Origin of the sequence: Hyphomicrobium facile (assembly GCF_900116175.1) — a bacterium.
Taxonomy (GTDB): Bacteria; Pseudomonadota; Alphaproteobacteria; order Rhizobiales; family Hyphomicrobiaceae; genus Hyphomicrobium_B; species Hyphomicrobium_B facile.
Genome location: NZ_FPCH01000003.1, coordinates 953,522 through 966,660, shown reverse-complemented (window position 1 = coordinate 966,660; position 13,139 = coordinate 953,522). Strand labels below are relative to the sequence as shown.

Genomic DNA, 13,139 nt, shown 5'->3' with positions numbered 1-13,139 from the left:
TGCTCTACGCTCCGGCTCTCTTGGTGACGCAGATACGCCAATGCGCGAGGCGCTTAAACCGACCGCAGAGCCTGGATGGGTGCTCAGTCACGAAGGTTACAACATACTATCCGAGAGCACCCTGGAGTCCCGCTTCGCCTTCAGCAATGGCTTCTTGGGAATGCGCGCCGCTCGCTCCCTTAGCCGGGGCCCAACCTGGGTCGCGTGGCTCGGATATAGCCGATGGGCATCGTGGCCGCGCTGCTACGTCGCCGGCCTTTTCGACGTGCCTAACACCGAGCCACCGGTTTCCGCATTGGTCCCCGTCGCCGATTGGTCCCGCGTACGCATTCTGTTGGACGGTCAACCGGTGCTGGGGTGGAAGGGTGAATTACTCCGGGGCACTCGCAAGCTCGACATGCATCGTGGCTTGCTGCTGTCGACCTGGACCCATCGCACACCGGCGGGCATCACCGTGACCGCGAGCGAGCTTCGTCTGCTCTCCCTCGCGGACCGCTCGACGGGACTGCAGCTTGTACGAATCTTGGTTGACCGCGATGGCGTGGACGTAAAGCTGGAAGCCAGTTTCGCGATGGCAGGGCTCGGCATGGAGCCGATGAGGCTCGAGCGGGATATAGGCGCGTGGCGGACGGAGAGCACAGCTAAGTGTGTGGCAATGACCGGGGCCGCATCGCTGCGGGTCGGGGATAATCCGCTTGCTCCGAACCAACCTTTTCCACTGCAGTGGACTTGGTGTTGGCAGTCCGTTGCCGGACAGGTGGCCGAATTTGACCGCCTGGTCGCAGTGGCGCGCGCCGACACGCCGGAGTGCGATCCGACCTCGCGCGCCGCCGCTCGTGCGCTTGATCGCAACCGCGCACTTGGCTGGCGCGCCGTACTGGCCGCACACGAGGAAGCCTGGAATAAGCGTTGGCTCGCAGGCGACATAATCATCGAGGGCGATGACGATGCACAGCAAGCTGCGCGCTTTGCGGTCTATCATCTGACGAGCGCCGCCAACCCCGAGGACGATCGCGTATCGATCGGAGCGCGGGCCCTAACCGGTGACGCCTATCTCGGCCACGTTTTCTGGGACACCGAGATCTACCTTTTGCCCTTCTACACCGCAGTCTGGCCGGAAGCCGCTAGGGCTTTGCTGATGTATCGCTTTCATACGCTGCCTGGCGCGCGGGCGAAGGCTAAGCATTTCGGCTTCAAGGGCGCACTCTTCGCCTGGGAATCGACTGACACCGGCACCGAGACCACGCCGGAACGTGTGGTCGCGCAGGACGGCAGCGTGGTGGACATACTGACCGGCCGTATGGAGCATCACATCAGCGCCGACGTCGCCTACGCAGTGTGGCAGTACTGGAACGCGACGCGAGACGACGACTTCTTCCTTCGCGCTGGCGCCGAGATCCTACTCGACACGGCCCGCTTCTGGGCGTCGCGCGCGGTGGCCGAGGCGGATGGCAGGCGGCACATTCGCCACGTGATCGGGCCGGATGAATACCACGACGACGTTGACGACAACGCCTTCACCAATGTGATGGCGCGCTGGAACATCAGGCGCGCGCTTGAGGCAATGGATCTGCTACGCGCACGCTGGCCCGAGCATGCCGCCACACTGCAGGACAAGCTGGGACTTACCGAGGATGAGTTTGCGGACTGGCGCGACGCGGTGGCACGCATCGTAGTCGGTCTCGATCCGGCGACGGGGCTCTATGAGCAGTTCACCGGCTTTCATGCGTTGGAATTCATCGATCTCGCCGGCTATACCGACCGCACCGTGCCTATTGACGTGGTGATCGGCCGCCAGGCGACGCGGCGTTCGCAGGTGGTCAAGCAAGCCGACGTAATCGCTCTGATCGCGCTCCTGCCCGAAGAATTCCCCGGTGCCATGGCCGAGACGAACTTTCGCCATTACGAGGCGCGTTGTGCCCACGGCAGTTCGCTCAGCGCGGGAATGCATGCGCGAGTAGCTGCGCGTCTGGGCCATCCGGAGATAGCGCTGAGCTATCGCCGCGAGACTGCGGCCACCAACCTGGACCGCGACCCTAACAGTGCCGGTGGCGTACGCATCGCCGGGCTCGGTTCGCTGTGGCAAGCAGTGGTGCTCGGCTTCGCTGGTCTCGACCTGATGGGCGATACGCTTTCAATCGACCCAAAGATACCACCTCAATGGAAGAGCTTGTCATTCCACGTGCGCTGGAGATGCCGCTCGGTGGCGATCCGCATCGCCGATGGGACCGTGGACGCGACGCTCTTGGAGGGCGACGAGATGGATATGCGGATCGCAGCTGCCACGCGGAAATTGATCGCGGGCGCGACGCTGCAGGTCTCGATAGAAGCTGGCCCGCGATAGATCCGGTCGTTCGGGAGCAGCGCGATGATCCATCACGAACCCCTCAGGCCGCCATCCCATGATTACCCGGCCGACGAGTGGAATATCATCGAGAAAGGGTATCACCCCGAGTTCCTGGCCCAACTCGAAACGGTGATGGCGGTTGGCAACGGGTACCTCGGCATGCGCGGGTGTCCGGAGGAAGGCGGCCCCAATGCCGAGAACGCCACCCTGATCAACGGGTTCTATGAAACGTGGCCGATCGTCTACGGAGAAGATGCCTATGGCTTCGCGAAAACCGGGCAGACGATTTGCAACGTGACCAACAGCAAGATCATCAAATTATTCGTCGACGACGAGCCGTTCTGGCTACCCCACGCGACCCTCAAGCACTACGAGCGCCGTCTCAACATGAAGTCGGGGACACTCGACCGCGAGCTCATCTGGGAAACGCCGGCAGGCAAACACGTCTCGATCACATCCCGGCGTCTGATCTCTTTTGTCCATCGGCACGTCGCCGCCATTTCCTATCGTGTGACGCTGCTCAACGCGGAAGCTTCCATCGTGATCTCTTCGGAGATGGCGACGAATGAATTGAACGTCCGCACCAACCAATTTGATCCGCGACAGGCGAGAGTATTTTCAGGCCGGGTGCTTCATGGCCGAGCGAACTATTCCAGAGATCGTCGCATCGTGCTGTGCCACGCGACCGAGCGGAGTCGTCTAACCCTGACCTGCGCCACCGACCACAAGTTAGAGACCGCGTGTCCGCACGCTTACAAAGCCGTTCACAACGAAGATTTCGGGCAGGTTGCCTTCACGGTCGAGGCGAAGCCCGACTGTCCCATCCATCTCACCAAATACATCGTCTATCACACGTCGCATACGGCTTCGCCCGAAGAACTTTGCGGTCGTGCCGAATGGGCGTTGGACCGCACAACGGCCCAGGGATTTGAGCGCTTACTCGCCGCCCAAGAGAACTATCTCGATGACTTCTGGCACCATAGCGATGTCCAGGTAAAGGATATCCGAGAAGACCGCGCGAAGCGCACGACGATCGAGATCCAGCAAGCGATCCGCTTCAATCTGTTTCACATCCTGCAGGCCTCTGCATGCGCGGATGACGAAGGGGTACCGGCGAAAGGCCTCACCGGACAATCATACGAGGGACATTATTTCTGGGACGCCGAAATCTACCTCCTGCCGTTCCTCATCTATACCTCTCCCCGCATCGCCAGGAATTTACTGACTTTCCGCTACAAAATGCTGCCGCAGGCGCGAGCGCGCGCCAAGGAATTGGACCAGCGAGGAGCAATGTTCCCGTGGCGCACCATCAACGGCGAAGAAGCCTCGGCATACTATGCCGCTGGCACCGCGCAGTACCACATCAATGCAGACATCATGTACGCATTGCGCAAGTACGTGGAAGCAACCGGCGACGAGCAATTCCTGTGGGACTACGGTGCCGAGATGCTCGTGGAAACGGCACGCCTTTGGCTCGACCTAGGCTTCTACTCGGACGCAAAAGGCGGGAAATTCTGCATCAACGCTGTGACAGGGCCCGACGAGTACAACACCGTCGTCAACAACAACGCATATACGAACCTCATGGCCCGGGAGAACCTACGCTTTGCGGCTCGAACTGTTGACGACCTACGCGCGGGGGAACCAGAGGCCTACAGCGTCCTCGTGCATAAGACCGCGCTCGAGCACTCTGAGGTGGCTGCGTGGGCACGGGCGGCAGAGCACATGTACGTGCCATATGATGAGAGGTTGAAGATCATTCCGCAGGATGACAGCTTTCTCGACAAGGAGCCATGGGACTTCCGCTCCACTCCGCGCGATCACTATCCGCTGCTGCGATTTTACCATCCGCTGAACATTTATAGAAAACAGGTCATCAAACAGACCGATGTGATTTTGGCCATGTTCCTGTTGGGTGATGCTTTTTCAACAGAGACCAAAAAACGCAACTTTGACTTCTACGATCCTTTAACCACCGGCGATTCATCGTTGTCGACTTGCGTCGAGGCGATCATTGCCGCGCAAGCCGGCGATATGGAGAAAGCCGTCCGGTACGGGATGGCGGCACTGCTGATGGACCTGGCTGACGTCGGCGGCAACGTGAAGGATGGTTGCCATATCGCATCCATGGGCGGCATCTGGATGTTGCTCACCTATGGCTTCGGAGGCATGCGGGACGACGGCGGGAAACTCTCATTCCGGCCACGCCGCGCGCCGCAGGTAAACGCGATACTTCGGTTTCCCGTGATGTACCGCGGACAGATGTTGGAAGTTGAAATCAGGCAGGAGAAAGTGGAGTACACGCTACGTGAGGGCAAAAGCCTTGTGATACGCCACGAAACGGAAGAAATTCAGCTAACTCGGGAGCATCCGCTAGCCGTTCGGCCAGTGAGCAAGTGGTAAGATCGACGATTGCGGTCACCGGTTCACTAGCTTTCCTTTAGGATGGCAAGCGCCTCGTCGGCAATCACCTGCTCTTCATCGGCAGGAATGACGAAGGCGGCAACTCGGCTTGTCCTGCTGCTGATCCGGAACTCATTCGCGGCGTTCGCGACTGGATCGAGTTCGACTCCAAGCCATGCCAACCGCGCGCAGATCGCTGCACGGATGCTTGGCTGATTTTCGCCGACGCCGGCAGTGAAGACGAGAGCATCAAGACCCTCGAGCGTGGCCGCATGCCTCCCAATCTCACCTGCAGTTCGGAAGGTGAAAAGGTTGATGGCATCCATTGCCTCCGGCCGGCCGTCCTCAAGAAGCACTCGGCTATCGGCACTGATGCCCGAGACGCCAAGGAGACCCGAGCGGTGATAGAGGAGATCTTCGACCTCCGCGAGCGACAGTTTAAAGGCACCGAGTAGGTGCAGCACGACGCCCGGATCGAGCACGCCGCAGCGTGTCGCCATGGGAATTCCGTCCAGCGTCGAGAAGCCCATGCTGGTATCGCGGCTGACGCCATCCTCCAGGGCGCAGAGGCTCGCGCCGCTGCCGAGATGGGCCGCGACGACCTTACCTTTGCACAACTCAGGCACCTTTCGCCCCAGCATGTTCGCGATGTGTTTGTAGGAGAGGCCATGAAAGCCATAGCGCTTGATGCCCTGGTCATGGAGTGCACGCGGCAGAGCGAACCGGCGAACAACATCGCTGTTCGTGCGATGAAACGCAGTATCGAATGATGCCGCCTGCGGCAAATCTGGCCGCACTTGCCGAAGCGCCCGGATCAGCCGCACACTTTGCGGCTGATGCAGCGGCGCTAGCGGGATCAGGCTTTCAATCGCCTTGATCGCATCATCATCGAGTTGCACCGGTCCGCCAAAGAGGTCGCCGCCATGCACGACACGATGACCGATCACCTTGACCAAGGACATGTCAAAGTGCTCGGCGAGATAACCAAATGCCTCCCGCAGTACGCTGCTCAAATCAGCGCCTTCATCAGCCCCCAGTTCAGTCTCGAAGGTCGACGGGCCCTCCGTCACACGAAACGCAAGTGGCCGCTTTTGGAAATCGATGACACCTTTTGCCAATCGGCGCGTACAGCAATCCTCGATCTCAAAAAGTCCGATCTTGACCGATGAGGAGCCCGGATTGAATGTCAGAAGCATATTGTTGCTCATCGCGCTTGCGAGCCTTTGAGCGGCCGCAATGCGGCGACGAGCTTCTTCAACATCGCAACGCGCTGCCTATCCATGCCAAGCGCATGAAAAGGCCGGCGGCGATCCGTTTGAACGGCACTGCTTATGACCATGGCAAAAAGCTGACGCTTCGATCCAAAGCATCGGTGCACGTAAGCGACATCTACACCAACATCTGCTGCGATGTCCGGCAAGACCGTCTCATCTTGCCGAGTGTTTCGCGAAATGCCGCATCGGAACGTTAAAAATCCGTTCACGTTGTAATCGCCGACACCAGGCCAGCGCTCCTTTCCTTCGTGCCTGGCTTCGCGGTGCTGCCATGAAGATCGATGCGAAAGGCGAAATGGCAACTCGAACACTGGAGCCGGCGCCGCGCCGAAGGAGCTACCGCGCACCATGACATTCGACGATCGAGACGCACATGAAGATTGATTCGAAGTCCCGCTGGAAATGGATTGTGGGGGTACTGGCGGCCATTGTCGCCGCCTACGTTCTTTGGAGCGCACTTCCAAGCGGAGGTCTGCCGGCCGGAATAGCCTCCGGCAACGGTCGCATCGAAGCCGTTGAGATCGACGTGGCGACCAAGACAGCGGGACGGATCAAGGAGATCCTGGTCGATGAAGGAGATTTCGTCGAAGCCGGGCAGGTACTCGCCCGCATGGATACCGACCAGCTCGAAGCCCAGCGCAGGCAAGCCGAAGCCCAACTGAGGCGGGCGAAGATCAGTATCGATACCGCGGAGAGCCTCGTGACCCAGCGTGAGGCGGAGCGGAAAGCGAACGTCGCCCAAGTCGAGCAACGCCGCGCGCAGCTTGATAATGCAGAGCGTAAGCTCGCTCGGTCCGAGTATCTCGTTAAGAAGAATACGGTTTCCCAGCAGGTGCTCGATGATGACCGCGCCTCGGAGCAAGCCGCACGCGCAGCCATGGCCGCTGCCGAAGCGCAAGTGGCCGCGTCGGACGCAGCCATTGGATCGGCCAAAGCGGCGGTCATCGATGCCAAAGCCGCCGTGGACGCCGCACAGGCGACGATCGAGAGCATAACAACCGACATCAACGACAGTATACTGAGGTCGCCACGTCCAGGTCGCGTCCAATACCGGGTTGCTCAACCGGGCGAGGTTCTTTCCGCGGGCGGCCGCGTGCTCAATCTCGTCGATCTCGGCGACGTGCACATGACATTTTTCCTCCCGACAGAGCAGGCCGGCCGTGTAGCCCTTGGTTCCGACTCACGCATCGTTCTCGATGCAGTGCCCCAATACGTGCTTCCCGCCAAGATCACCTACGTCTCCGACGTCGCGCAGTTCACGCCCAAGACGGTGGAGACTGAAGAAGAGCGCCAGAAGCTGATGTTTCGGATCAAGGCGCAGATCTCGCCGGAATTGCTGAAGAAATACATCAAATACGTCAAGACAGGTCTGCCGGGCAGAGCCTATGTGAAGTTGTCACCCGACGCGACGTGGCCGGCGAATCTGCAGCTGAATCCACCGCAATGAACGAGCAATCTCCTTCCAGGCTGCCGGATTGCCGGCCGGTCGTTCGAGCAGAAGGGGTAAGCCTCTCCTACGGTAAGGTCCACGCCCTCGACGGCGTCTCGCTCGAGCTACCGCACGCCCGCATGGTAGGCCTCATCGGGCCCGATGGCGTCGGAAAGTCGAGTTTTTTGTCGCTTGTCGCTGGCGTTCGCGTGCTTCAGACCGGTCGTCTTGAAGTGCTCGGCGGCGATATCGCCGACGCTCATCATCGCCAATCGGTATGTCCGCGCATTGCCTACATGCCGCAAGGGCTGGGCAAGAATCTCTACCCGACCCTCTCCGTTTTCGAGAACGTCGACTTTTTCGGCCGCCTATTCGGCCATGACGCGCGAGAGCGCAAACGCCGAATTGCCAATCTCCTGCAGCGCACGGGATTGTCTCCGTTCGTAGATCGCCCCGCTGGCAAGCTTTCCGGCGGCATGAAGCAGAAGCTCGGACTGTGTTGTGCGCTGATTCACGATCCAGACCTGCTCATCCTCGATGAGCCGACCACCGGTGTCGATCCTTTGTCACGGCGGCAGTTCTGGGAGTTGATCGACGATATCCGCCATGACCGGGAGGGCATGAGCGTCATCGTCGCGACCGCTTACATGGAAGAGGCCCAGGGCTTTGACATGCTGATCGCCATGGATGCGGGGCGTGTGCTGGCTACCGGTACGCCATCTGACCTCCTGGCGGAGACCGGTGCTGAGAACCTTGATGCCGCTTTCATCGCGCTCCTGCCTGAGGAAAAGCGCCGGGGCCACCAAGCAGTTGTAATTCCACCTCGCGACGACTCTTCCGACGGCGAGATCGCGATCGAGGCTGAGCATCTCACCATGCGCTTTGGTAATTTCACCGCGGTTGATAATGTGAGCTTTCGCATTCCACGCGGCGAGATTTTCGGATTCCTCGGCTCGAACGGTTGCGGCAAGACCACGACCATGAAGATGTTGACCGGCCTGTTGCCGGCAACGGAGGGGACTGCCAAGCTCTTCGGCCGCGAGGTCGATCCGAATGACATCGGCATTCGCCGCCGCGTCGGCTACATGAGCCAAGCCTTCTCTCTCTATACCGAGCTCACCGTTCGCCAGAACCTCAACCTGCACGCGCGCCTCTTTCAAATGAATCCGGACATCATCCCGGCGCGTATCACTGAGATGGCGCAGCGGTTCGATCTTGCAGACGTGATGGACACCCTGCCCGATGCGTTGCCGCTCGGCATCCGTCAGCGCCTGTCGCTCGCTGTCGCGATGATCCATTCGCCGGATATCCTGATCCTCGATGAACCGACCTCCGGTGTCGATCCGCTCGCCCGCGACGGCTTCTGGCAGATGCTGTCCGACCTGTCTCGCAAAGACAACGTCACGATCTTCGTCTCGACGCACTTCATGAATGAGGCGGAGCTATGCGATCGCATCTCCTTGATGCATGCGGGTAAGGTACTCGTCTGCGACCGACCGGCGGCGATTATTGCCAAGCGCCACGCGCATTCGCTCGACGAAGCATTCATTGCCTATCTCGAAGATGCCATCGGAGATAAAAAGTCGTCATCGCAACCCCCTCCTCCGGATGGCGACGCGAAGGATAGGCCCGCAACACCCCCTGCGGCTCCGCCAGCCAATCGCTTCTTCGATCTCCGGCGCATGTTCGCCTATACGCAGCGCGAGACCTTGGAACTGCGCCGCGATCCGATCCGTGCGACGCTGGCGATACTAGGATCGCTCATCCTGATGTTCGTCATCGGCTACGGCATCAACTTGGATGTGGAAAATCTCACCTTTGCCGTGCTCGATCGCGACGACACGACTCTCAGTCGCGACTACGCTTTGCAGATCGCGGGCTCGCGATACTTCACGGAAAAAGCGCCGATCACCGACTACACCGACCTCGATCGGCGCATGGAGAACGGCGAGATCAACCTCGCCATTGAGATCCCGCCGAACTTCGCCCGCGATATCGCTCGTGGCAAGAACGTACAGATCGGCGCCTGGATCGACGGCGCCATGCCCACGCGAGCGGAGACGATCCGCAACTACGTCGAGGGTATGCACACGAAGTGGCTGAAGCAGAAGGCACGCGAACAGTATGGCAAGGCCGCCGAAAGCACGGATTTCAATCTTGAGGTCCGCTACCGCTACAATCCGGGCATCTTAAGTCTTGTTGCCATCGCACCGGGGGTCATCCCAATCCTGCTCCTGATGATTCCGGCCATGCTCTCGGTGCTGAGCGTTGTGCGTGAGAAGGAGCTGGGATCAATCATCAACTTCTACGCCACGCCGGTGACGCGCATGGAGTTCCTGCTCGGCAAGCAGCTGCCGTATGTCGCGCTTGCCTTTCTGAACTCGGTGATGCTCGCCGCATTCGCGGTCTTCGTCTTCGGCGTACCCTTCACTGGTAGCTTTCCCACCTACGCGGCGGCCGCGCTCCTCTACGTTATCTTTTCGACAGGGATGGGCCTCGTCACATCCGCTTTCATGAAGAGCCAGATCGCCGCAATTTTCGGCACCGTGCTGATCACCCTTATCCCAGCAACACAGTATTCGGGATTGATTGATCCGGTAGCCTCGTTGCAGGGATTCGGCAGATTTATCGGCGAGATCTATCCAACCACCTACTTTATGATCATTACACGCGGCACCTTCTCCAAAGGCTTACACTTCGCCGACCTGACTTCGGCGTTTCTGCCACTGCTCCTTGCGGTGCCCGTGATCTACTGCATCGGCGCTGCGTTGCTCAAGAAGCAGGAGAGCTGACCCATGCGCTTGGACAACATCTTCAATCTCGGCATCAAGGAATTGCGCGGCCTCCTGCGCGATCCCCTGATGATGATCTTGATCGTCTATGCGTTCACCGTGTCTATCTACACGGCCTCAACCGCCGCTCCCGAGACGCTTAACCGCGCCACCATCGCCGTCGTCGACGAGGACCAGTCTCCCGTCTCCACGCGCATCATTACGGCGCTCTATCCACCCTATTTTGTGACCCCCGAGATTATCTCCCAATCAGAGATGGACCACCGAATGGATGCGGGCCGCGATACGTTTGCGCTCGATATCCCGCCAAACTTCCAGAGGGATTTGCTCGCCGGAAGGTCGCCGACCATCCAGATCAACATCGATGCGACGCGAATATCTCAGGCCCTCACTGGAGGCGGCTATCTCCAGTCGATCGTATCGGGCGAGATCACCGAGTTCCTCAACCGCTACCGCGGCCAGTCGAGCCTGCCCGTCGACCTGGCGCTCAGGTCGCGTTTCAACCCGGAACTCAACAACGGCTGGTTTAGCGCCATCACCAATATCATTACGTCGATCACCATGCTGTCGATCGTGCTCACAGGAGCCGCACTGATCCGTGAACGCGAGCACGGCACCATCGAGCATCTCCTCGTCATGCCAGTCACGGCCCTCGAAATCATGCTGAGCAAGGTGTGGTCGATGGCGCTCGTCGTCCTCATCGCATCCTTGGTTGCGCTCGTTGTGGTCGTGCAGGGCCTGCTTCATATTCCGATCGCAGGCTCCGTCACCCTCTTCATGTTTGGCACGGTGCTGATGCTGTTCGCGACCACGTCGCTCGGCATTTTTCTTGCGACCATTGCCGGGTCCATGTCGCAGTTCGGCTTGCTGTTGATTATGGTCCTGCTTCCCCTGCAAATGCTTTCCGGAACGATGACACCACGCGAAAGCATGCCGGAGATCATCCAAACCATCATGCTCGCAGCACCCAACACGCACTTCGTCATGTTTGCGCAGGCGGTGCTGTTTCGCGGCGCGGGCTTCGACGTGGTATGGCCGCAGCTGCTTTGTCTGCTCGTGATCGGATCTATTCTGTTTGTCATCGCGCTGCGACGTTTCAGGGAGTTTCTCAAGTAGTCACCACGTCGAGCGGACGCTCCGCGCGTGATCAGCTGCTCACTCAGCAAGTCCAGCTTGCCGTAGGCCATCGGCAAATATCGAAAAGTGCTCGGGGCGGCTGATCGGCAGCCAAGCCGAGAGATTTGAAACGCGCAGCGCCGGATCGAGCTTCCGCACCTTCTCGATGGCACGCTTTGCGTCCTCATGGCGGCCGCTGAGCGCTCGGGTCGCCGCGATAAGCGCCACGACCATGAGGAAACTCGGGAGATTACCGTACGACCGCTCCGCCCACGTAGAGGCCGTCTCGATACGGCCGGCAAATAGATGCGCCATCGCGATCCCCGCCTGCATCCGATAAAGTTCGGGGTCGACAGGGCTCAGCCGCATGGCTCGTTCAAAGTGTTCGATCGCGCTTTCGCATTCGCCGTGCCAGGTCCGTAGAAAGCCGCCGAGAAACCATGCCGAGGCCAAGTTCGGGTTCAGGAATACGGCCCTGTCGAGCAGCGCGATACCGCTGTCGAGATCGCCTGTTAGATGCGCCAGTGCATGGCCACCTCGCGTCAGGGCCACAGCATCGTCCCTGCCCAATTCGATGGCGCGCCGCGCCAGGCGCTCCCCCTCGGCGATTTCCCGTGCGCTGTCCTCTGTCCAACCGTTGACCTTGCGCCAAAAATAGGACCAAGCCGCCATCGCATGAGCGGCCGCGAACTCGGGATCCAACTCGATACTTCTCCGGAACAGGGACAAAGCCTCCGCGATGGCCTCCCTTGTGCCCCGATGCGTGTGAGCGATCCCGCGCAGGTAGCAGTCGTACGCGTTCAAACTGGCCGTCGGCTTGCTCTTGGCACGCTCGATCTCGGCCAATTCGACCTGAGGCGCGATCGCGCCAACGACGCCTGCTGCGATCTCATCTTGCAGCTCGAAGATATGTTCGAGCTGTCCTTCGAAACGCTCCGCCCAGAGATGAGCGCCGGTCGAAACCTCGATGAGCTGCCCTGTGATGCGGATGCGGTCGCCGGCCTTGCGCAAGCTGCCTTCCAACACGTATCCGACTCCGAGTTCCTGGCCCACTTGCTTCACGTCGACAACCCGGCCCTGGTACGTAAAGCTCGAATTGCGCGCGATCACGAACAGCCAGCGCACGCGCGACAGCGCCGTGATGATTTCCTCCACAACACCGTCTGCGAAATAGGCCTGCTCAGGATCTCCGCTCAAATTCTGGAAAGGCAATACGGCAATGGACGGCTTGCTTGGGAGGGGGAGCGCGGGACGGGGGACGTCTGTCGCTGCGCCGGAAGCCTCAGTCGAGAAACGCTCTGACGCTTGAGCTTCGGTGACTTCACCTACGAAGCGGAAACCTTTTCGAGGGACAGTGCGAATGAGGAACTGATCCTCGCCGCTGTCTCCGATGGCCTTGCGAACCGCATTGATATGGCTGGTGAGCGTCGATTCCGAAACGATGCGGCCGCCCCACACGGCATCGATCATATGATCCTTGCTCACCACATGGTCGCGGTTTTGCACCAGATAGAGGAGCAGATCGAAGACTTGCGGTCCGACGCCTACCGCCTTCGAGGCTCGCGTAAGCTCTCGGCGCTCTGGGTCGAGGACACAGTCTGAGAACAGAAAATGCACGTAAGAGCCCCGCGCGGCAGCAATCTGGAGAGTGTTCGTCTGGGGTACATAGCATAGCTCCGGCCCCTAAGGCGCCCTTGGACGTAATTCCAAGGTAAACCAAAGAGTATTTGAAGGTCGCCGCAAAGCCTTTCGGCGCTCCGCTAGGCAATCTCCAAGCA

At 59.9% G+C, this 13,139-nt stretch carries 7 protein-coding genes; 5 read left to right on the top strand and 2 right to left on the bottom strand.

The genetic code is table 11. The features are described from left to right. Nucleotides 1-40: 40 nt before the first annotated feature. Both BM399_RS17725 and BM399_RS17720 read left to right on the top strand, forming a co-directional pair. Entirely contained in the window at nucleotides 41-2,344 is a 2,304-nt protein-coding gene (locus BM399_RS17725; RefSeq protein ID WP_092869027.1) for a glycosyl hydrolase family 65 domain-containing protein, read from the top strand. A gap of 24 nt (nucleotides 2,345-2,368) precedes the next feature. Further along, on the top strand, nucleotides 2,369-4,750 hold the full coding sequence (locus BM399_RS17720; protein WP_092869026.1) for a glycoside hydrolase family 65 protein: 2,382 nt from the start codon (nucleotides 2,369-2,371) through the stop codon (nucleotides 4,748-4,750). Between the two features lie 26 nt (nucleotides 4,751-4,776). Here the strand turns inward: BM399_RS17720 and BM399_RS17715 are convergent, their stop codons facing one another. Beyond that, a complete protein-coding gene (locus BM399_RS17715; protein WP_092869025.1) occupies nucleotides 4,777-5,958 on the bottom strand; it encodes an acetate/propionate family kinase in 1,182 nt (393 codons plus the stop codon). 439 nt (nucleotides 5,959-6,397) lie between these two features. On the opposite strand from BM399_RS17715, the gene BM399_RS17705 reads away from it, so the two are divergent. From BM399_RS17705 to BM399_RS17695, 3 genes are read left to right on the top strand one after another with little or no spacing between them, the layout of a single operon-like run. After that, nucleotides 6,398-7,471 carry an HlyD family secretion protein gene (locus BM399_RS17705; RefSeq protein ID WP_092869024.1) on the top strand — a complete coding sequence of 358 codons (1,074 nt, stop codon included), beginning with the start codon at nucleotides 6,398-6,400 and terminating at the stop codon, nucleotides 7,469-7,471. Then, complete coding sequence (rbbA, locus tag BM399_RS17700) at nucleotides 7,468-10,245, top strand: ribosome-associated ATPase/putative transporter RbbA (RefSeq protein WP_092869023.1); 2,778 nt, start codon at nucleotides 7,468-7,470, stop codon at nucleotides 10,243-10,245. The genes BM399_RS17705 and rbbA overlap by 4 nt, the downstream gene beginning before the upstream one ends. 3 nt (nucleotides 10,246-10,248) lie before the next feature. Next, nucleotides 10,249-11,361: an ABC transporter permease gene (locus BM399_RS17695; protein WP_092869022.1), complete on the top strand. Its 1,113-nt coding sequence runs from the start codon at nucleotides 10,249-10,251 to the stop codon at nucleotides 11,359-11,361. 39 nt (nucleotides 11,362-11,400) lie between these two features. Here BM399_RS17695 and BM399_RS17690 read toward each other — a convergent pair whose 3' ends face one another. Continuing rightward, a complete protein-coding gene (locus tag BM399_RS17690) occupies nucleotides 11,401-12,978 on the bottom strand; it encodes a winged helix-turn-helix domain-containing protein (protein ID WP_092869021.1) in 1,578 nt (525 codons plus the stop codon). Nucleotides 12,979-13,139 lie beyond the last annotated feature (161 nt).